The 21464-nt window shown below is 30.2% G+C and carries 18 protein-coding genes and 1 tRNA gene; 12 read left to right on the top strand and 7 right to left on the bottom strand.

Annotated features, from left to right (window positions below; all coding sequences use genetic code 11):
• Positions 1–45: 45 nt before the first annotated feature.
• Positions 46–1080, bottom strand: a complete 1035-nt coding sequence (gene pdxA / locus H0I28_RS17140; RefSeq protein WP_218732618.1) for a 4-hydroxythreonine-4-phosphate dehydrogenase PdxA — start codon at positions 1078–1080, stop codon at positions 46–48.
• Between the two features lie 59 nt (positions 1081–1139).
• Here pdxA and H0I28_RS17135 point away from each other — a divergent pair, with 59 nt between their 5' ends.
• Positions 1140–1724, top strand: a complete 585-nt coding sequence (locus tag H0I28_RS17135) for a riboflavin synthase (RefSeq protein WP_218752159.1) — start codon at positions 1140–1142, stop codon at positions 1722–1724.
• Here H0I28_RS17135 and H0I28_RS17130 read toward each other — a convergent pair.
• The 3 genes from H0I28_RS17130 to H0I28_RS17120 form a co-directional block, all read right to left on the bottom strand.
• Positions 1714–1893 carry a PID-CTERM protein-sorting domain-containing protein gene (locus tag H0I28_RS17130; protein WP_218732616.1) on the bottom strand — a complete coding sequence of 60 codons (180 nt, stop codon included), beginning with the start codon at positions 1891–1893 and terminating at the stop codon, positions 1714–1716. The two genes, H0I28_RS17135 and H0I28_RS17130, sit on opposite strands and share 11 nt — an antisense overlap.
• 919 nt (positions 1894–2812) lie before the next feature.
• A tRNA-Ile gene (locus H0I28_RS17125) sits at positions 2813–2889 on the bottom strand.
• Positions 2890–2952: 63 nt separating this feature from the next.
• Positions 2953–3924 carry a polyprenyl synthetase family protein gene (locus H0I28_RS17120; RefSeq protein ID WP_218732601.1) on the bottom strand — a complete coding sequence of 324 codons (972 nt, stop codon included), beginning with the start codon at positions 3922–3924 and terminating at the stop codon, positions 2953–2955.
• A 127-nt stretch (positions 3925–4051) separates the two neighbouring features.
• On the opposite strand from H0I28_RS17120, the gene H0I28_RS17115 reads away from it, so the two are divergent.
• From H0I28_RS17115 to H0I28_RS17095, 5 genes are all read left to right on the top strand, one after another.
• Positions 4052–4651: a TetR/AcrR family transcriptional regulator gene (locus H0I28_RS17115; RefSeq protein ID WP_218732600.1), complete on the top strand. Its 600-nt coding sequence runs from the start codon at positions 4052–4054 to the stop codon at positions 4649–4651.
• Positions 4652–4658: 7 nt separating this feature from the next.
• On the top strand, positions 4659–5993 hold the full coding sequence (locus tag H0I28_RS17110) for a TolC family protein (RefSeq protein ID WP_218752144.1): 1335 nt from the start codon (positions 4659–4661) through the stop codon (positions 5991–5993).
• A 6-nt stretch (positions 5994–5999) separates the two neighbouring features.
• Complete coding sequence (locus H0I28_RS17105) at positions 6000–7172, top strand: efflux RND transporter periplasmic adaptor subunit (protein ID WP_218759901.1); 1173 nt, start codon at positions 6000–6002, stop codon at positions 7170–7172.
• A gap of 11 nt (positions 7173–7183) precedes the next feature.
• The gene (locus H0I28_RS17100; protein WP_218759900.1) at positions 7184–10717 is read left to right on the top strand and encodes an efflux RND transporter permease subunit; all 3534 of its coding nucleotides are present in this window, start codon (positions 7184–7186) and stop codon (positions 10715–10717) included.
• A 73-nt stretch (positions 10718–10790) separates the two neighbouring features.
• Positions 10791–11264, top strand: coding sequence for a regulatory protein RecX (locus tag H0I28_RS17095; protein ID WP_254712808.1), 474 nt, complete (start codon positions 10791–10793; stop codon positions 11262–11264).
• A gap of 166 nt (positions 11265–11430) precedes the next feature.
• On the opposite strand, the gene H0I28_RS17090 is transcribed toward H0I28_RS17095, so the two are convergent.
• Together H0I28_RS17090 and H0I28_RS17085 are read right to left on the bottom strand one after the other, a co-directional pair.
• On the bottom strand, positions 11431–11952 hold the full coding sequence (locus H0I28_RS17090; protein ID WP_218759899.1) for a nuclear transport factor 2 family protein: 522 nt from the start codon (positions 11950–11952) through the stop codon (positions 11431–11433).
• A gap of 3 nt (positions 11953–11955) precedes the next feature.
• Entirely contained in the window at positions 11956–12624 is a 669-nt protein-coding gene (locus tag H0I28_RS17085; RefSeq protein WP_218759898.1) for a hypothetical protein, read from the bottom strand.
• Between the two features lie 215 nt (positions 12625–12839).
• On the opposite strand from H0I28_RS17085, the gene H0I28_RS17080 reads away from it, so the two are divergent.
• Entirely contained in the window at positions 12840–13451 is a 612-nt protein-coding gene (locus tag H0I28_RS17080; protein ID WP_218759897.1) for a thioredoxin family protein, read from the top strand.
• A 90-nt stretch (positions 13452–13541) separates the two neighbouring features.
• Positions 13542–14024 carry an ABC transporter ATPase gene (locus H0I28_RS17075; protein ID WP_218752137.1) on the top strand — a complete coding sequence of 161 codons (483 nt, stop codon included), beginning with the start codon at positions 13542–13544 and terminating at the stop codon, positions 14022–14024.
• Positions 14025–14162: 138 nt separating this feature from the next.
• Here the strand turns inward: H0I28_RS17075 and H0I28_RS17070 are convergent, their stop codons facing one another.
• On the bottom strand, positions 14163–14549 hold the full coding sequence (locus H0I28_RS17070; protein ID WP_208890263.1) for a nucleoside triphosphate pyrophosphohydrolase family protein: 387 nt from the start codon (positions 14547–14549) through the stop codon (positions 14163–14165).
• Between the two features lie 213 nt (positions 14550–14762).
• Between H0I28_RS17070 and H0I28_RS17065 the strand changes: the two genes are divergently transcribed.
• The 4 genes from H0I28_RS17065 (at position 14763) to H0I28_RS17050 (ending at position 21372) form a co-directional block, all read left to right on the top strand.
• Positions 14763–14969: a hypothetical protein gene (locus tag H0I28_RS17065; RefSeq protein ID WP_218732591.1), complete on the top strand. Its 207-nt coding sequence runs from the start codon at positions 14763–14765 to the stop codon at positions 14967–14969.
• A gap of 172 nt (positions 14970–15141) precedes the next feature.
• Positions 15142–15390: a hypothetical protein gene (locus H0I28_RS17060; RefSeq protein ID WP_218759896.1), complete on the top strand. Its 249-nt coding sequence runs from the start codon at positions 15142–15144 to the stop codon at positions 15388–15390.
• A 319-nt stretch (positions 15391–15709) separates the two neighbouring features.
• A complete protein-coding gene (locus tag H0I28_RS17055) occupies positions 15710–20419 on the top strand; it encodes a cadherin-like domain-containing protein (RefSeq protein ID WP_218759894.1) in 4710 nt (1569 codons plus the stop codon).
• Positions 20416–21372 (top strand): type IX secretion system membrane protein PorP/SprF, encoded by a 957-nt coding sequence (locus H0I28_RS17050; RefSeq protein WP_218759892.1) that lies wholly within the window; start codon positions 20416–20418, stop codon positions 21370–21372. The genes H0I28_RS17055 and H0I28_RS17050 overlap by 4 nt, the downstream gene beginning before the upstream one ends.
• Positions 21373–21464: the final 92 nt, after the last annotated feature.

The raw sequence follows: 21464 nt of genomic DNA, 5'->3' as shown, positions 1-21464 counted from the left end.
GATATAAAATTTTATTATTCTACACTCTTTTCTATTAAAAGTTTTTTATTTTACTAAAAGAGGACTTTTTGTGAGCTCTTTATATTCTTTTCTTGTCTTATAAATTTCGATAGCAGTAAATAATGCTTCTTTAAAAGAAGATGGGTTTGCTATGTTTTTTCCAGCTATATCAAAGCCTGTACCATGGTCTGGAGACGTTCTAATCTCACTTAAACCTGCCGTATAATTTACTCCACTACCAAAAGACAATGCTTTAAATGGCGCCAACCCTTGATCGTGATACGTTGCTAAAACACCATCAAATTGCTTATATGTTTCCGAACCAAAGAAACCATCTGCTGCATAAGGTCCAAAAACTAGCTTACCAGATTCTTTTATTTCATCTATAGTTGGCTTTATAATTTCATCATCTTCTACACCAATAACCCCCTTATCTCCACAATGTGGATTTAAAGATAAAACTGCTATTTTTGGTTTATTAATACCAAAATCTTGCACCAAAGAAGTATACATAGTACCTACTTTCTCTTTAATTAATGCTGGAGTTATGGATTCTGCAACTTTAGATATAGGAATATGACCGGTTATCAATCCTATTCTTAATGCATCCGTCATTAAAATCATTAAGCTCTTTCCTTCTAACTTATCTTCTAAATACTCTGTATGCCCCGGAAAATTAAAAGTATCAGATTGTATTGTTTCTTTATTAATTGGTGCAGTAACTAAAACATCTATCTTCTGTTCTTTTAAATGAGTAGTAGCTATCTCTAATGATTTCGCCGCATATTCTCCAGATTCTTTAGTCGCCTCACCTAATGCTACAGCAACTTCTTCTTTCCAAATATTTAATACATTAACCTTATTATGATTAACCTGCTCTATAGAGGTAATTCCATGAACAGGAGTCTCTGCACGTAATGCTTTTTTATGATAAGTAACTACCTTTGTACTTCCAAAAATAACTGGCGTACAAAAATCTAACATTCTTTTATCTTGAAAGGTTTTTAGAATAACTTCTAAACCTATTCCATTTAAATCTCCTATTGAAATACCAACTATAATTTTATCAGATTTATCCATAGTAACTCTTCTATTATTCCTATTTTTGAATATCACAAAAGTAACTAAATTTTACAAATATGTTTACCGGAATTATAGAAACCCTTGGTACAGTCACAAATATAACTAAAGAACAAGACAACATTCATTTAACTGTAAAAAGTAATTTTACAAATGAATTAAAGATAGATCAAAGCGTTGCTCATAATGGCGTATGCTTAACTGTAGTAAATATTAAAAATGATGAGTATACCGTTACAGCTATCAAAGAAACTTTAAACAAAACAAATATTGGTAGTTTATCTAAAACTGATTCTGTAAATTTAGAAAGAGGAATGAAATTAGGAGACAGATTAGACGGTCATCTAGTACAAGGCCATGTAGACCAAACAGCAACTTGTATAAATATTAAAAATGAAAATGGAAGTACCGTTTATACTTTTAATTATGATGCTTCTAATAAAAACATAACAATAGAAAAAGGATCAATTACAGTAAATGGAGTAAGTTTAACAGTGGTAAACTCTAAAAAGAATGAATTTAGTGTTGCTATAATACCTTATACAGCAGAAAACACAACCTTTAAGTTTTTAAAACTAAATGATTGTGTAAATTTAGAATTTGATGTTATTGGAAAATATGTTAGTAGACTTACTAATCCTTAACCTTCTTAACTCCGTAAATAATTCCTGAAACTATTAAGAAAATTAGACCTCCATCTATCGCTAAACCAGGTGGTGGTGGTGGTCCTGCAGGTGGCGGCACGTTTTGTGCACTAATTACATAAGTAAATGCTAGCATTATTATAAATGCGAAATGTTTTTTTTTTATCATTTTTATCCCCCCAGATTAAAATTAATATTAATTAAACTTTATACAAACTATACCACTTGTTAGAACAAATGTATATTTCTTTATTAATAAGAAGTAAAAAGCAATCTCACTTGATATTACATCAAAAAAAAAACCACTTTTTTTCAACTCTTATAAAAACAATAAACTATTTTGAGTATCAGAATAGTATCTAATTGTTTTATGGTGCAAATATATATACTTTTCTTAATTAATCACAATTTTTCTCTTAAGTTTTAAATATAATTTGATTCCTCTATCCTCAACCTTATCAAAGAATCAAGTAACACAATTATACCCCAAATTTCATCTTAAACACACCACATTAATCATGACACTAATTAGTAGACCTGAATACCTACCATTGTCTAGCACTTCTAACAGCATTTATTGTATTCTTAATTTTACTATCAAATAAATAACTAAATTCGTGTTTGTTTACAGAAACACTAAATAGCAATTAGTCTGCGCACTCTACACTCTTACGTAAATTGTACTCGGATTTTATTTTTAAGTTCGAAAGTTGCAACGTTTATCAATTAAAAAAAATGAAATGGAATAGTGTTATCAATCTAAACTAATAAATTTTTCTTTTCTATATTTCTTAGATATTTAAAATAAATCAGAAACAGTAATAGACCTATACTGTCTTCAGCATGCCACTTTAATATGTTTTAGAATAAGAAAGAATCTTTTATTCTAAAACATAAAACGTCCTCTATTGGGTTATATCATTTATTTCTATATACTAAATATTCTTTATAGAATCTTCTGAAAACAATTTGATAACTTACATTAGTTTTAAATTTGTAATACAAAGGAATATTATAGTCAATGTGCAAACGACATGAAAAATTAAACAAAAAAAAGCCTCTACATTTCTGTAAAGGCCTGCTATTAATGGTGGTCCCACTTGGGCTCGAACCAAGGACCCTCTGATTATGAGTCAGATGCTCTAACCAGCTGAGCTATGGGACCAAATAATTGGCTGCAAATGTAATACTTTTTATTACATTATTAAATAAAATATTAGTTTTTTTTCTAAACCGTTCTATTCATTAGCCAAAGTCCAAAATTCTTTAAACTTTTCTTGTTTTTTTCTGACACATCCATAGTGTTTAAAGTATCAAACGCCTTCTCTGTATAATTCTTAATCTGTTCTTTTACTAAAGCAGGGATATCATTTTTATCAAAAATTTGAGTTACTTCTTTAATTTTTAAAGAATTCTCGGTTAAATTTTGATTGTAAAAAACACTTAATTTATTTTTATCTTCCTGAGATGCAATCTCTAATGATTTTAAATATAAGAAAGTCTTCTTATTTTCTATAATGTCCCCTCCTATTTGTTTCCCAAATGTTTTAGGATCTCCAAAAGTATCTAAGTAATCATCTTGTAACTGAAAGGCCAAACCTAAATTTAAACCAAAGTCATATATTAAGTCTGCATTTTCTTCATTTGTTTCAACAACAATTGCCCCCATCTTTAATGCGGCTGCTACCAAAACAGATGTTTTTAACCGAATCATATTTATATATTCATCAATAGTTACATCATTTCTAGTTTCAAAATCGACATCTAATTGCTGTCCATCACAAACTTCTAAAGCTGTTTTACTAAATAATTTTGCTAATTTCTGAAAAACAACAGGCTCATAATTCTCAAAATACTGATAGGCTAATATCAGCATAGCATCTCCAGAAAGAATACCTGTATTCAAATCCCACTTTTCATGAACCGTAGCTTTCCCTCTTCTAAGAGGAGCATCATCCATTATATCATCATGAATTAAAGTGAAATTATGAAAAACTTCAACAGCCAATGCTGCTGGCATAGCCTTTTCATATCCTCCTGAAAAAATATCTGCGGCCATTAATGTTAAAATTGGTCGCATTCTTTTACCTCCTAATTTTAGGATATAATCTATAGGCTCATATAAATTTCTAGGTTCACTAACCCACTTTTTAGATTCTAAATAATTGATAAAATCTTTTTGATAATGTAAAATCTCCAAATCTGTAATTTTTTGTAAAAATAACGTAAAGAAATTTCACTTTATAATTCCAATGTTAAAAAATAATTAAAACTTTGGAAACTAAATTGGTTTCTAAAGTTTCCGTTCGTACATTTGCACCCGAATTATGAGAGATAAAATATTAGAAAAATCAAATGAACTCTTCTTAAACCTAGGCTTTAAGAGTGTTACCATGGACGAAATTGCCAGTGCTTTAGGCGTCTCTAAAAAGACGATCTATAAGTATTTTAAAAACAAAACAGAACTTATAAACGCTGTTACACACCATATGTTTAACGTGATCTGTTCTGGCATAAATGGTATATGTGAATTAAATCTAAACCCGATTGATGAACTTTTCTCGATAAAAAGAGTAGTTTTAAACAATTTAAAAGATGAAAAATCTTCACCTATATATCAACTTCAAAAATACTACCCTAAAATTTATGCTTCTTTAAAGCAAAAGCAATTTCATGTAATGCAAGATTGCGTTATTGCCAATTTAAAAAAAGGTATAGAAATTGGCTTATATAGAGAATCTATAAACTTAGAGTTTGTATCTAGAATATATTTTAACGGAATAATAGGCTTAAAGGATAAAGATTTATTTCCATTAACAGATTATTCTATGAACACTTTAATGAATTATTTTTTAGAATACCATTTACGAGGAATTTGTACAATTAAAGGAATACATCAATTAGAAAACCAATTAAAACAGAAATAAAAACCACATGAAAAAAATAATTCTGGTATGCATAAGTACCTGTTTTTTCTTTATTGCCAATGCACAAGAAAAAACAATGACTTTATCATTAAAAGAAGCTATAGATTTTGCTATTGACAATAGTTACAATACAAAGGCTTCTAAAAATGATATTAAATCTGCAAATGAAAAAGTATGGGAAACAACCGCAACGGGTTTACCTCAAATTAGCGCCGCAGTAGATTATCAAAATTGGATAAAACAACAAGTAAGTTTAATTGATATTGATGGAGACGGAACTGAGGATGAATTGGTTTTTGGAACAAAACAAAGCTTAACCGGTTTTGTAACTCTAAATCAATTAATTTTCGATGGTTCTTATTTAGTAGGGTTACAGGCCTCTAAGACCTATTTAAAAATTTCTAAACAAGCAAACGAAAAAACAGAACTTTTAACTAGAGAAACTGTTATAAATGCATACGGAAACGTATTAGTCGCAGAAAATAGTATTACAATTTTAGAAGGAAACATTAAAATTCTTGAGAAAAATTTAAGTGATGCAAAACAAATCTATGAAAACGGATTTAATGAAGAAGAAGACGTCGAACAACTAGAAATTACTTTAGGAAACTTAAAAAGTCAACTAAACAGTGTAAAGCGAATGAAAGTTATAGCTTATAAAATGCTAAACCTTTCTTTAGGAGCTGCAATTGAAACAGAACTTACGCTAACAGATTCTTTAGATTCATTAACCGAAAGCAACATTAACTTAAGTTTAGTTTCAGAAGATTTTAGCTTCTCTAATCATATCGATTTTAAAATAGCAGAGAACGATAGAGAATCTAAACGTTTATTAGTTCGCTTAGAACAAAGTAAAGCACTACCTAGCTTATCAGCTTTTGTAAACTACGGATATTCTGGTTATTCAAACAATTTTACTTTCTTTGATAATGATCAGAAATGGTTTGAATCTTCTCTTTTAGGAGTCAGCTTAAACATACCTATTTTTAGTAGTTTAGGAAGAAGTTCTAAAACAAAGCAAGCAAAAATTGCTTTAGAAACAGCAGATATTAAGCTAGAAGAAACCAAACAACGTTTAGAATTATTAGCTGAAAAAGCAAAAAGCGAGTATCAACTAAGTATTGAAAACTATAATACTGCTAAAAAGAATGTTGGTTTAGCAGAAAGAATAGAAAAGAAACAAAGAATTAAGTTTTTTGAAGGAATTTCTACTAGTTTCGATTTACTACAAGCACAAAACCAACTATACTCACAACAACAATCATACATACAATCTATGTTAGATGTAATTGCTAGTAAAGCAGCATTAGAAAACGCACTAAACACCCCAATTAAACAATAAATAGGCATGAGAAAAATATATACATTATTAGCATTTACACTTGTTTTAATATCTTGTGGAGAAAAAAAACCAACATCAGTTGCAGCCATCATTTCTGTTGGAGATTTAAAAGAATTAACCGCTAAAAAGAAAGAAATTACAGCAAATTTAGAAACTATAAATGCAGATTTAGAAGCTATAAATAATGCAATTGCTAAAAAAGACACGCTTAAGAAACTTCCTTTAATTACCACTTTTACAGCAAAAGAGGCCGTTTTTAAACATTATTTAGAAATACAAGGAAGTGTAAAGACCAAACAAAACATTTTAATTTACCCAGAAATGCCTGGAATTCTACAAAAAGTTTATGTTAAAGAAGGTCAGAAAGTTTCTAAAGGACAATTATTAGCAACTATAGATGATGGTGGTATAGGCAATCAGGTTGCACAATTAGAAGCAACTACGCAATTAGCAAAAACTACATTTGAACGTCAAAAACGTTTATGGGAACAAAAAATAGGGTCGGAAATTCAGTTTTTACAAACTAAAACAAATTATGAATCTCAAAGAAACTCTTTAAAGCAACTAAAAAGTCAACAAAACAAAGCATCTATTAGAGCGCCATTTTCTGGAGTTATAGATGATGTTATGAAAGAAGCTGGAACCGTAATTGCTCCTGGGCAAGGTTCAGAAATTTTTAGAATTGTAAACTTAGATAATATGTATGTAGAAGCAGAAGTGCCAGAAAGATACATAACAAGTATTCAAAAAAATAAAGAAGTAAAAATAGAATTCCCTGTACTTGGTACAAGTGTAGACAGTAAAGTAAGACAAGTTGGTAGTTTTATCAACCCAAATAATAGATCTTTTAGAATTGAAGTTCCTGTTGAAAATAAAAGCGGAAATGTAAAGCCAAATTTAACAGCAAAACTTCAAGTTAATGATTATACAGATGCAAATGCTATTTTAATTCCGCAAAGTATTATTTCTGAAAATGCAAATGGAGAACAATTTATATATACCATTAAAAATAAAAAATCCAACAACGAAGCAACTGCAGAAAGAGTTATTATAAAAACAGGTAAAACACAAGGAAATTTCATCGAAGTTTTAGAAAACTTACCTGCAGGCACAGAAATTATTGATGAAGGTGCGAGAAGTGTAAATAATGGACAAGTAGTTAAAGTTATCAATAAATAAAAAAAATAACGATGACAAAACAAAAAAAACAAGTCGATAAAGAGTTTAAGTTATCCGCTTGGGCAATTCACAATAAAACTACTGTTTACGTACTAATGGGAGTTTTATTTTTCTACGGTATTTCTGCTTACTTAAGTATGGCCAGAGAGAATTTCCCTGAAGTTAAAGAAACCAAGATATATATTAGTACTGCTTACCCTGGTAACACTGCAGAAGATATAGAAAAACTAATTACAGACCCGATAGAAGATAAAGTAAAAACCATTAGTAATGTGGTAGAAGTTACCTCAACCTCTCAAGAAGATTACTCTATGGTAATTGTTGAGTTTGATGAAAACATTACCGTAGAACTAGCTAAACAAAAGGTTAAAGACGAGCTTTCTACAGAAACATCTAGTGAAGATTGGCCTACTTTTAATGATGCTAAAGTAGAGCCTAATGTATTTAATTTAAGTATGTCTGAAGAAATAGCCATCTTAAATATTAATATTTCTGGAGACTACCCTGTTCATAAATTAAAAGAATTTGCAGAATATTTACAAGATGATATTGAGGATTTAGCTGAAATTAAAAAAGCTGATATTAGAGGTGCTCAAGAAAAAGAAGTAGAAGTTGCTGTAGATATATATAAAATGATGGCTGCAAAAGTTAGTTTTAACGACATAACTTCTGCAATTAGCAATGGAAACGTAACCATGTCTGCTGGTAATTTTATTACCTCTGGACAAAGAAGAACGGTAAGAATTATTGGTGAAATTGACAAACCAAATGATTTAGAGAATTTTGTAATAAAATCTGAATTCGACAATCCTATATATTTAAAAGACGTAGCAACCGTTTCTTTTAAAGACAAAGACAAAACAACATTTGCCAGAGAAAGAGGACAAGAGGTTGTAATGTTAGATGTTAAAAAACGTGCTGGAGAAAATATGGTTGCAGCTTCAGAGCAAATACAAGTAATTGTAAGCGATGCTATTGATAATTATTTCCCTCGTGATTTAAGTGTTACCATTACCAACGATCAATCTAACAAAACCATCGGTCAGGTAGACGATTTAGTAAACAACATTATTTTCGGGGTTATTTTAGTGGTAACTGTTTTAATGTTTTTCTTAGGATTTAAAAATGCAGTATTTGTTGGTTTTGCCATACCAATGTCTATGTTTATGTCTTTAATGATTTTAAACTTGTTAGGTTACACCATGAACACCATGATTCTTTTCGGATTAATTATGGGACTGGGAATGCTGGTAGATAATGGAATTGTCGTCGTCGAAAACGTATATCGTTTAATGGACGAAGAAGGCATGAATAGAATTGATGCTGCTAAAAAAGGAATTAGCGAAATTGCATTTCCTATTATCATTTCTACTGCAACAACCGTTGCCGCATTTATACCTTTAGGTCTTTGGCCTGGTGTAATGGGAGATTTTATGGTTTTATTACCAATTACATTATCTACCGTTTTAGGTTCATCATTATTAGTGGCAATATTCTTTAACTCTGTATTGGTTTCTCAATTTATGAGTGTAGAAGATGTAGACATGCCTATTAAAAAGATTGCAATCGTAACAGGTGTTATGGCAGTAATAGGGATCTTAATCTTAATTGCAGGCGGAACTTACAGTGCCATTGGTGCATTAATGATTTTTGTAGCAGTAATGCTTTGGGTGTATCGTTTATTCTTAAGAGGATGGGCTAATAGTTTTCAAACCAAAGTATTGCCAGTTTTAGAAAGATGGTACGAAAGTAGTTTGCGTTTTTCTTTAAGAGGTAAAACTCCTTACTTTTTAGTAATTGGTACCACTATTCTTTTATTTGCTTCATTTATTGCTTTTGGTTGGTCTTTAGGTACTCAAAGAACTAAGGTTGAATTTTTCCCTGACAATAAGCCAAATCAAATAATTGTTTATATAGAATACCCTGAAGGAACAGATATTCAAAAAACAAATGCTATTACAAAACAAATTGAAGAGAAGGTAGAAGGCGTTTTATATGCTGATGAGTATATGGATGGCGACTACAATTTTATGGTAGAAAGTTTAATTTCTCAAGTTGGTGAAGGTGCAGGAAACCCACAGACCGATGGTGGTTCTGCTGCAGAAATGCCTCACAAAGGAAAAGTAACCGCTTCTATGAGAGAATACAAATATAGAAGAGGCTTAGATAGTGAGTTAATGCGTCAGAAAGTACAAACTGCATTGGTTGGTATTTATCCTGGAGTTTTAATTTCTGTTGAAAAAGATGCAAATGGACCACCTGCAGGATCTCCAATTAATATTGAAATTGAAGGTGATGATTATGCAGAATTAATTCATGTAGCACAAAGAATGCGAGATTTTATCAACACAAAAAGTATTTCTGGTATAGATGAATTAAAGATTGATGTAAACCGAGACAAACCAGGAATGGAGGTTATCGTAGACCGTAAAAAAGCGGGTGAATTAGGCGTTTCTACAGGACAGGTTGGGCAACAATTAAGAGCTTCTATTTTTGGAAACAAAGCAGGTGTTTACAAAGAAGATGGAGACGATTATGATATCTACGTTCGTTTTAACAAAGAAGACAGATATAATAAGAGTGCTATTTTTAATCAGAATATTATCTTTAGAGATATGGCTTCTGGTAAAATAAAGGAGATTCCGGTTTCTACTGTAGCAACACAATCTAACAATTCTGGTTTTAGTGCTATTAAGCACAAAGATATAAAAAGACTTGTTACCGTTTATTCTGCATTGTCTCCTGGAGAAACGGATGCTGGAGCCGTGGTTGGTAAAATTAGAGAAGAAATGAAAAACTTTAAAGATTTACCTAAAGGAATAAAGATTGATTATACAGGTCAGTTAGAAGAACAAAACAAACAAATGTTATTCTTAGTGGGTGCTTTCTTTACTGGATTGGCTTTAATTTTCTTCATTTTAATTTTCCAATTCAACTCGGTTTCTAAACCAGGAATTATCATGTTGGCAATTTTCTTAAGCTTTATTGGAGTTTTTGGAGGAATCGTTATTTCTGGTAGTTCTTTTGTTATTATGATGACCATGATGGGAATTATCTCATTAGCCGGTATTGTAGTAAACAATGGAGTTGTACTGTTAGATTATGCACAATTGTTAATTGATAGAAAGAAAGGTGAATTAGAAATAGACCACGAAGATTATTTAGACAAACAAATGTTATTCGAAGCAATTGTAAATGCTGGTAGAGCGCGTTTAAGACCTGTTTTATTAACAGCAATTACCACCATTTTAGGATTAATTCCTTTAGCAATTGGATTAAATATAAACTTCTTTAGTTTGTTTACAGAATACAACCCACATATTTATATGGGTGGAGATAACGTTGTTTTCTGGGGACCTTTAGCTTGGACCGTTATTTATGGTTTATTAATAGCAACCTTTTTAACACTAATTGTGGTGCCTGTTTTATTCTACTTAGTAACCTTATTTAAAATGTGGATTAGAACCAAAACAACTTCAAACGAAATGGTTTCTCAAGAAGTGATTATTGAAAATAAAAGAATTGATGAAAAAAATCAAATCTAAATTTTAAACATATTTTTTTATAAAAAAGAGATGAAATTCATATAATTTCATCTCTTTTTGTATTTTCGAACTAATGATAAAAAAGAAGTCCTTTACGGTTGATGAATTAAAACGTAAGCTAGAAAACTACTGCGTTTACCAAGATAGATGCCACAAAGAAGTAGAGCAGAAAATGCATGAATACAAGCTGATTCCTGAAGCTAGAGAAATGATCTTATTAAGTTTGATGAAAGATAACTTTTTAAATGAAGAACGTTTTGCTAAAAGTTTTGCACGCGGAAAATTCAGAATTAAATCTTGGGGAAAACAACGTATTGTTAGAGAATTAAAATTTAGAGATATTTCTGCTTACAACATTAAAACAGCTTTAAAAGAAATTGATGAAAAAGAGTACGTACAAACTATTTATAGAATTACAGAAAACAGAAATGAAGTAATTTCTGAATCTGATATTTATAAACGAAAACAAAAATTAATTGGTTTTTTAATGCGAAAAGGTTTTGAAAGCGAGTTGATTTATAAAGTTGTTGCCGAAGTAGTTACTTAAAGGTTTCTATGCGCTACAAATAAATAGCATTCTAAAGAATAAAACAGCACTGCAAAACCTATTAATAGCTAACTGCTTACAAACAATTTTAGCCCTGATTGAAACGGCATCCTTTTTGCTTTTTCGGCAAAAAGATATAGAGTAAAGCAGGAAATAGCTTCTAATATTACTTGTTAATTGTACTTAAAAAGATAGAATCACTTTTTTTCTTTGCTAAAATAACGGCTTGTATATCGTTATTTGGTATTTCTACAGACAATACATAGTGTTTAATTTTCCAAACGTTTTGCTTCTTCTCTAAGACTCCAGAACCTCTACAAGTTCCCATCCAAGTTGTTAATAACTCATCGAACCAAACAAAATCTTTAGCTTCGTTTACATAAACATTTCTTTCTAAAGGTTTAAAAGACCACGCTTTGCCTTTATCAAAAAAAGGTTTGCTAAATTTTTGAAATTGTGTTTTACTCCAGTTTTCAGTTGCATCTGTGCCAATAAAAACCGAAAGACTGTCCATCTTAGCAAAATAACCTTCATAATTTGCTTCTGAAGCCGCTTGGTGCCACTCATCTAGCAAAGTATTCGCATTGGTTTTTATCGATACAATTGTAGGAGTATTTTCAATATCTTTTTTAACGTTACAATTAAAAAATAAAACAACTATCACTAAGATTAAAAAACCGTTTTTCATTGCCTATTCTTTCTTTAAAAAAACTTGATTTTCTGGAGAAATCTCGTTAAATTCTTTTCTTTGTACTGCATTCCTTTCTTTACTTATTGAATCTTGTTCCAATTTTTTTAAATTAATAGATTTCTTAGAAATACTATCCATTTGCGTAGAATCTATACCTATGAAATCGAAGTCGATATTTATTTCTTCTTCAAAACGCTTTTTAGCAAGTATGCTATTTATCTTAGAGTTTACAGTAGAAAAAGCGGCTATTGTTTTATCTACCTGTAAATTAACTTCTTCGGAGGTAATTGCGGGTATAAAAGTAAGATCTGCCAAACGCAACACCTCATTGTGCAAAACGTTAATTCTTGTTTCAAAAGGAGGAGTGTCGAAAATTTCTGGCTTTACACTGTCTTTTAAACTGATAACCAAATCTCTTAATTCTAACGCATTACTTAAAGCTTCGTTAGGCGATACTTTTTCAAATTTCTTTAGAAAAGAATTTACCGTTTTTAGTTCTTGCCAATTTTCTATTTCTGGCTCATAAATAGCTTTAACACCTTCTAGAGAAATATGCTTTACGGGAGTACTTAATTTTGGTGTTTCTTGAAGCGTACTAACAGTTTCTTTCTTATTATTACCACAAGAAAATAAAATAACAGACAGCAATAAGTAAATAATTTGTTTCACGATTTTTTATAATAAGTGGTAAAAATAAGCATTTTAAAAACATCTCTTATTTATTTAAGGAAATTGTAACAAAAGTCTTTTTTTTTAACCATAAAATTAAAATGTAAGCTATCCATTTTATTTCGTCTACACTATTAATAAAAAACAAGAAGTTTGTAACAAAGGTTACATTTTTTTTTAATCATTAAAAATACCTTTGTATAAAATATTAGGAGATGAAAAAAATTATTGAAAAAAGTTTACAAGACACATTATCTTATAAAGAATATAGAGATTTAGTAAGTAGTTTATTAGCTGAAGGAAAAGCGACAGGAACTCAACAATCTGAAGATTTAACAAATTACAGTATGTTAAACGACAGAAGAATGAAGCGTTTAGATAAAACCATAAAAATTTCTGAAGCAACCATTACCAAAATGCAAGAAATTACTGAACCTCAAACTTGGCTGCTTATTACAGAAGGTTGGTGTGGAGATGCTGCTCAAAACTTACCTGTTATAAATAAAATTGCAGCAACAAATAGTCTTATTAATCTTAAATTAGTTTTAAGAGATGAACATGAAGATTTAATGAACCTATTTTTAACAAATGGAGGAAAATCAATCCCTAAATTAGTTGCTCTAGATAAAGACAATAATGTAATTAACACTTGGGGACCTAGACCTAGTGAAGCTACAAAAATGGTTACAGATTACAAAGCCAAACATGGTGTAATAGATGCACAATTTAAAGAAGATTTACAGGTTTGGTATAACAAAAACAAGGGACAAAACATACAAGACGACTTTATACAACTTTTTACAAATACACTTGCAAAAGAAGTATAAAAAAAATAAAAAATAAATTTAAAACCGTAAATTAATAAATTGATTTACGGTTTTTCTTTTCTGTATATTTGCACCGAAAATTATATATAAATGTTTGTAGATTATTCCACAATTACCGAAGAAGCAAAAGTTTGGGTGTACCCTTCTAGTAGAAAATTTTACCCGAATGAAATTGAAGGAATTGAAAGTAAAGTAAAAGACTTTCTAGAAAACTGGAAATCTGACGATGAAAACTTTAAAGCTTCCTACCAATTTTTATACAATCGTTTTATTGTGCTATTTGCAGATGATGAAAATTCAACGTTAACAAACTCAGACATAGATGCTTCTGTTTCTTTTATCTTAGGACTACAACAAGAATATGAAGTAGAGTTGTTAGACAAAATGAATGCTTGTTTTAAACAAGGAGAGTATGTACAATATAAAGATTTAAAAGACTTTAAAAAACTACTTAAAAATAAAGCTGTAACAGCAAAAAGCATCATTTTTGATAATTTAATAACTACAAAAGTGGACTTTGATAACAATTGGGAAATTCCTCTTGAAGAAAGCTGGTACAATAGATATTTATAACAATTTATCTTGTCTACATTATAAAGTTTAAATCACTCTTATAATGCGATACAAGTTCTTTTTATTAAAAACTTGTATCGAGAACAAATTAAGAAACTACCATTGGTTCTCGATACAAATTTCACTTATTATAATTGTCTATTTATCTAAAATATCGCCAATATTTGGTTTAAAGTAATTAGGTCCTTTTAAAACTTTACCATCTTCTCTGTAAATAGGTTTACCGTCTGCCCCTAATTTACTCATGTTACTACGCTGAATTTCATTAAAAACCTCTTCAATTTTATCTTGCATTCCGTGTTCTATAATTGTGCCACATAAAATATACAGCATATCACCTAAAGCATCTGCAACCTCAACCAAATCATTATTTTCTGCTGCCTCTAAATATTCTTCATTTTCTTCTTTCATTAAATTAAAACGAAGCGTGTTTCTATCTTTACCAATATTTGCAATTGGCTTTTGATTCATATTTAATTTAAAAGCGGTGTGGAATTCAGTTACTGCTGCTATTTTATTTTTCATTATATACTCTGTTTTATTTAAATTATTATTTTTTTTTTAGTTAATAAGATTCAATTTTAGAAGTTATACCAAAAACGAGGACATTCTTCATTTAATTTGTAATTTTGCAGAATAGAATTTTATTAATTTTAGTTAGACAATATATATAAACTTTCTGATAAAATAAAAGCTTCTTGTTTACCATTAATCCACAACTTTTAAAGAATACAAATTATGTTTTTAAGTGCTTATTTTACAACAGGAAGAATTATTTTTATGACTTTATTTTTCATTTCTTTTGTAGCTCTAATGATTTACAGTTATAGAAAAGACATAAAAAACCACGAACGTTATTATAAAGGAACGGGTAAAAAAGTACTTATTTACGGCGCAATTGTTATTGCTGTTTTTGTAGCCATCAGAATACTTTGGGGTCAATGAGCTAATTTACAAACACTTAATTAGCTTTTAAATCAAAATTAAAGGTTGTTTTTCATAATAATTTTATAATTTTGCAAAATTAAAAATTAAAAGTAGCTTGTGTTTAAAATATTTTTAGCTACATTTATCAACATATTATTAGAAATACATAATCATTTAATCCCCCAAAAAAATGATACCCTTAAATACAAACAAATACAAGCTACTTGTATTCCTCATGTTTCCTTATCAGTTTGCTACTGCAACTTCTGTAGGTACAGCAGTTAATTACGTCATTAAAACAATCGCTACATTAAAAATTAACAAGCTAGACATTCTTATTAATCACATAGGTCTAAATGAAAATCCTCAATTGGTAACTAGTTTTTATTCGAGTTACCCTATCTGTTATAATCCAACAAACACTTATACTAATAATTAATAGAAATATTATAATCATTTAATTCCCCCAAAAATGATATCTACTAAAAAAAACAAATACAGTACATTTATATTATATGTAGTATCCCTTTTACTACTATTTATATTATTTTATTTCTTATTCAATCAGTTTGCTCTAGCAGGCCCTGAATCAAATAAGGATAATGCTTCTGCCCAAAATAATACTACCTTAAAGATAAAATCTTTGAGCTTATATGTTAATATAATAGATTTAGGTCTAAATTATTCCTCACTCAAAACCGTATAATTATCTAACAATATTTAAACTTTTTTATTAAAATCATTTAATCCCCCAAAAAATGATACCCCCTAAATACAATACGTATAAAATACTTATATTCTTTTTATTTTTCTATCAATTTACTTCTGCACAAACAGCACCTGTAGCAAAAGATGATAGTTATACCACTACATCTAATACAGAATTAAGGATTGATACTCCCGGTTTATTAAGTAACGACACTGATATAGATGACGATGATCTAGAGGTTACGTCGTTTACATTAGATAGTATCACATATGCTGCAGGAGACACAGCTAACTTAACCGATGGAGCAATTACTATAAATGCAAATGGTAGTTTTCTTTTTACACCTACTACTAATTATAATGATATTACTCTTGCAATTAACTATGTAATTTCTGATGGCACGTATACTGCTTCTGCTAACCTGAGCATTAAAGTTAACAATCTATATGCGCCCGATCCTAAAAATGACAATTACTCAACAGAAACAAACGCAACTCTTAATATTGATGCGCCTGGTATATTAAGTAATGACACAGATAAAGACGACAGTTTTTTATCCATTACAGAATTTAAAATAGATACTATAAGTTATAATGCAGGTGAAAAAGCAAATTTTACTGAAGGATCTATTACCATAAATGAAGATGGTAGTTTTTCTTTTATACCTGCCGCTAATTATAACAACAAAATTCCTACAATTAGCTATACCGTTTCAGACGGAGGTTTTACAAGTACCGCTAACTTAACTGTAAAAATTATTAACTTATACCCGCCAGATGCTAATGATGATTATGATACAGCAAACATAAACACTACTTTAAATGTAGATACTCCTGGTGTACTCATAAATGACAGTGATCAAGATAACAACTCATTATCGATTATCAATTTTATCATAAACGGAACAACTTACAGCACAGATCAAAAAGCTATTTTTGCAGGTGGTAGTATCTCTTTTAAACCAGATGGTAGCTATACTTTTATCCCTACTAAAAACTATACAGGGAATATTCCTGTAATTAAATATATTATTTCTGACGGAACTTTTACAGATTCAGCTAATTTATATTTAACAGTAGAACACATAACCGACTTATTAGAAATAAGCTCTATATCTAGCTGTAACCAAGGCTACACCGTAGATGGAGTATATAAGATAAAATATAGTTTAACGCTTAAAAATAAAAGTACTGCAAGAGATTACCATGCAGAAAACCTTATAAAAAACATAGATTTAACAAATGACTTAAACTCTATTTATGGCAATGGATGTGTAGAACAAATAGAAGGTGTTACGGTTAATACTACTGCTGTTCAAGATTTTGTAGACAACCCGTACCCTACCGAATTTAATACAGATGCTGTAAATAATGATTTTTTAAACGCTACATCAAACTCTCTTTTTAACAAAGATGCTATAGATAATTTTATTTTATACCCAAGGCAATCTATAAATATTGAATTTTGCGTAACGGTAAATCCTTTTTGTGGTGGTAGACCTAACCCTACTCCTTCTGGTTCTGAAATCGATTTTAATCATGTAGCAGAGGTAACCTCTACAATAGGAAACGACGCTAACAGTATCTTACTTGAAGATTTTCATACTACAGAAGCTATTGTGGCTGGTGGATTATATGTGCCAGATTCAAGACCTAATGTAAATTCAGACGGAACTTTTGATTATAATAACAGAGTTATCTTAACAAATGAAGGTACCGCTACAGCTAATAATATTAACTATAACATGGGTTTAGGCGATTTCTTAAGCAATGGTATTGCTTTTAGAGAGCTTAAAGTTACTCAAGTTTCAGGGCCTAATGTTACTGTTAACAATTCTTATAACGGAGGAACAAACACAAAATTACTAATGCCAAATAATTCTCTTGAACCTGGAGAAACTGTAATTTTAGAAGTTTATTATTTAACAGAACCTTTCTCTTCCACTGGAATTAACAATTTTTATCAATTAAACCTTTCACAAACCCAAGGAGATTTAGACGGACTAGATGAGTCTACTTCATCTAACAACAAAAAATTCTCTTTTGTTAATTGGTCTGATGGCTTAGGAAATCATTTAGATAGATATTACCCAACAAATTCGTCTACAGCACCAGTAACATCTGCAATGCAATGCAGTTGCGCTTCTTCTAATATGGTATTATTATTTAGCTCTGCCAATAATAATGAGAAAGAAATTTCAGAAGTTAATAAAATTCCTAATGGTATTTTAGAACATGATGAGGTTACCTTTCAACTTACCATCAAAAACAATAGTAACATTGTACAGTTAGAAAACTTAAATCTACAAGACGACTTAAATAAAATTTGTTCTGGTAACATTGTTTCTGTGACAACTCCTTTTATAGAGAACTCAACAGCAACAAAAGACCCAATTTTAAACCCTAATTACAACGGAACTTCAGATATCAATTTTTTTGATGGTACTTCTGGTATATTAATGCGAGGAGAAACAATTACTGTTCAATTTACAGTTGTTTTTTATGAAGACTGTATTGGCAATAACACTTCTAAATTTACCGCAACAGATCCATTAAATAAAATTATAAGCTCATCTGATTTTGTAGCTGTTAATGCCACGACAGATTCTGATAATGATGGTATTTCTAACGCTGTTGATATTGATGATGATAACGACACCATCCTAGATGTTGATGAATACAATGGATTAAATCCTTTAGATGACCATGACAAAGATTTTATACCTAATTACAGAGATACCGATTTTGGTGCTGATGCGAATAACGATGGTATTGTAGATATTTTTGATTTTGATAATGATGGAGTTCCTAATCACTTAGATTTAGATAGTGATAATGATGGAATTTTAGATATTGTAGAAGCAGGAAATAAGTCTGTAGATACAAACCGTAATGGTCGTACCAATAAACCAGTCGGTAAAAATGGACTTGATAACACTAAAGAAAATAATGATAATAGCAATGCCTCAATTAATTACACTATTCCGAATACAGACACCAACGGCAATCAAGACTTTATAGATATTGATGCTGATGGAGATGGTATTGTAGATAATATTGAAGGACAAACTACTGCTAATTACAAAGCACCGAATGGTGTTATTAATGCTTTAGGTATAGATACTGCATATCCAAACGGAATTACTCCAACAGACACAGATCGTGATGGTAAACCTGATTATATTGATTTAAATTCTGATAATGACATTCGTGATGATGCTATTGAAGCTTGGGATTTAGATAATGATGGAATTGCAGAAACTACTCTACTAAATATAGACAGTGATAATGATGGTTTAGATGATGCTTATGACAATAATACTGCATTGGCAAACCCAACAAACAGTCAAGTTCCTACCGATTTCCCAAACAACGATGACCCTGACACATCAGAAAGAGACTGGAGAGAGATTATAGCCATTGTTGTACTTATTGATAATGTATCTGTAATAGAAGGAGAAGATTTAGAATTCACAATCTTGTTAGTTAAAAAGACAGATCACTCAAAATTAATTCAAAGTGCATCACCGATTAACATTAGCTTTTCAACAATAGATGGTACCGAAACTACAGACACATACAATATAGCAATTGCTCCTTATGATTATAAACAAGTAAACTCTAAAACTTTAACAATAGATCCTTTTACAGATACAAATACGTTTACCGTAAATTCTTTTGATGACAATATTGATGAGCTAGATGAATTATTTACTTTAAAAGGTAACATAACTTCTAACAACACCATTAATACAGAAATAAATGGGATTGGTACTCTTTTAGATGATGAAGATGCACCGTCTATTACCATGAATAACTCTATAAGTAATGAAGGAGATGATTTAGAACATAAAGTTATTTTAAGCCGTCCATCTTCACGACCAATTTACATAGACATTCATACAACAGACGACACTGCAATTAGCCCAGAAGATTACCAAAGTTTTTATAAATCTTTAACCATTAATGGAACCACAGACCCTAATAATGCAAATACAGAAAGTTCTTTTAACATTCCTACTTTTATAGACAATATAAACGAATCAGATGAATTTATAAACGTTTTTGGTGTTGTAGCTTCTGCTCATATTGGCGCTCAAGATTTAACTAAAACAGGTACTATTTTAGACATAAACCCAGATCCTAAAGTTATAATAGATAATGTTACTGTTATTGAAGGGCGTACTTTAACTTTTACAGTCTCATTGGTAAACCCAGATACGGAAGAACCAATGCAGAATTATTTACCAATCAACTTCAATTTAGAAACGGTTAATGAAACAGCAAGTGATTTAGAAGACTATAATCCGGAATTTTCCATCGCTTATATACCTGCATTTGAAACATCTATTACTCAAGATGTAAAAACCATAGATGATACTATAAACGAAGATACAGAAACAATGCTATTAGAGGTAGAAATTACAACTACAGGTGTTTCTAACTACTCTTCAACAATTTATGGTGTTGGAACCATAAAGGACAATGATTACCCAAACCTTTTTTCGCCAAATGATGATGGAAAAAGTGATGTATTTGAAATCTCTGGAATTGAAGAGTATCCAAACTTTAGAATAACGATACTTGACCGTTGGGGAGGTCAAGTATTTGATTATAAAAATAACGGTAATGCAAATCCACTTTGGTGGGACGGTACCAACAACGGAAAACCTGTTACAGAAGGCATTTATTATTACTCTTTAGATTATAACGATGGTGTTACAAAACCTAAGAAAAGCTTTATCCAATTAATAAGATGATACAAAAAAGCCCCCAAAACAATTTAAAAATCACAAATAAAACGCTTTTTACACGTGTCTTAATTTTTCTTTTCTTTAGCACATTTAATTACGCACAACAGACACCACATTATACACAATACATGTATAATATGCAGGTAATAAATCCTGCGTTTGTTGGTTCTAGAGCAGATTTAAGCATCTCGTTATTATCTCGTCAACAATGGGTTGGTGTAGAAGGAGCACCAGAAACCAAAACGTTTTCCATAAACGGAAGAACAGCAGCTGGTTTAGGTTTTGGTGCAACGGTTATAAACGATAAATTAGGTTTAGCAAATAGTACTAATATAAATTTAGATGTCTCTTATACATTGCCTATATCTCGCTACGAAAGACTCTCTTTTGGTTTAAAAGGTGGCGTTACTTTTTTTAATAATAACTATGCAGGAGGTGTAACACCAGATAATGAAATATATGCTTCTACAGATGGAAGTTACCCCAATATTGGTTTTGGTGGATTGTATTATACTGAAGATTTTTTTATAGGATTATCCATTCCAAATATTTTAAAATCTAGACAATTTAAAACCTTAGAAAACCTTGATGAAAGCTTTGGAATAAGCAATCACAATTTCTTTTTAGCATCAGGATATATCTATGAAATGTCTGAAGAATTAAAATTTAAACCTTCAATGATTATAAAATACACGCCTAGTCTACCTGTTTCTATAGATCTAAATGCTAATTTTATTTATAAAGAAATAATTGAAGCAGGTTTATCTTACCGTTATAAAGAATCTATGAGTGCTCTGTTTGCTATAGTTATCAATAAAAAGTATAGAGTTGGGTACTCTTATGATAATAGACTTGCTAATTATGGAGAAAATCTAAGCTCTCATGAAATTATAATTAGTTTTGATTTAGATTTAAAAAGAAATACACGCTGGTTATTTCATAACCGTTGCTACTTTTAAAATATTCCTTTTAATTTTAGTCTGTTTATTATTTACCTAGAAATAATAAAATCAGTTCACAATTTGATAATCATAAAAAAACCGACTCTAAA

The sequence above is a fragment of the Polaribacter sp. AHE13PA genome, assembly GCF_019278505.1.
GTDB lineage: Bacteria > Bacteroidota > Bacteroidia > Flavobacteriales > Flavobacteriaceae > Polaribacter.
This window is presented reverse-complemented; position numbering and strand designations above follow the sequence as displayed.

Bases quoted from the DNA above. Each gene is read 5' to 3' on its own strand.
- H0I28_RS17090 (WP_218759899.1), bottom strand. From the start codon at position 11,952: ATGAAAAACGGTTTTTTAATCTTAGTGATAGTTGTTTTATTTTTTAAT.
- H0I28_RS17130 (WP_218732616.1), bottom strand. From the start codon at position 1,893: ATGATAAAAAAAAAACATTTCGCATTTATAATAATGCTAGCATTTACT.
- H0I28_RS17110 (WP_218752144.1), top strand. From the start codon at position 4,659: ATGAAAAAAATAATTCTGGTATGCATAAGTACCTGTTTTTTCTTTATT.
- H0I28_RS17050 (WP_218759892.1), top strand. From the start codon at position 20,416: ATGATACAAAAAAGCCCCCAAAACAATTTAAAAATCACAAATAAAACG.
- H0I28_RS17065 (WP_218732591.1), top strand. From the start codon at position 14,763: ATGTTTTTAAGTGCTTATTTTACAACAGGAAGAATTATTTTTATGACT.
- H0I28_RS17055 (WP_218759894.1), top strand. From the start codon at position 15,710: ATGATACCCCCTAAATACAATACGTATAAAATACTTATATTCTTTTTA.
- H0I28_RS17105 (WP_218759901.1), top strand. From the start codon at position 6,000: ATGAGAAAAATATATACATTATTAGCATTTACACTTGTTTTAATATCT.
- H0I28_RS17115 (WP_218732600.1), top strand. From the start codon at position 4,052: ATGAGAGATAAAATATTAGAAAAATCAAATGAACTCTTCTTAAACCTA.
- H0I28_RS17080 (WP_218759897.1), top strand. From the start codon at position 12,840: ATGAAAAAAATTATTGAAAAAAGTTTACAAGACACATTATCTTATAAA.
- H0I28_RS17095 (WP_254712808.1), top strand. From the start codon at position 10,791: ATGATAAAAAAGAAGTCCTTTACGGTTGATGAATTAAAACGTAAGCTA.
- H0I28_RS17070 (WP_208890263.1), bottom strand. From the start codon at position 14,549: ATGAAAAATAAAATAGCAGCAGTAACTGAATTCCACACCGCTTTTAAA.
- H0I28_RS17060 (WP_218759896.1), top strand. From the start codon at position 15,142: ATGATACCCTTAAATACAAACAAATACAAGCTACTTGTATTCCTCATG.
- H0I28_RS17135 (WP_218752159.1), top strand. From the start codon at position 1,140: ATGTTTACCGGAATTATAGAAACCCTTGGTACAGTCACAAATATAACT.
- H0I28_RS17075 (WP_218752137.1), top strand. From the start codon at position 13,542: ATGTTTGTAGATTATTCCACAATTACCGAAGAAGCAAAAGTTTGGGTG.
- pdxA (WP_218732618.1), bottom strand. From the start codon at position 1,080: ATGGATAAATCTGATAAAATTATAGTTGGTATTTCAATAGGAGATTTA.
- H0I28_RS17100 (WP_218759900.1), top strand. From the start codon at position 7,184: ATGACAAAACAAAAAAAACAAGTCGATAAAGAGTTTAAGTTATCCGCT.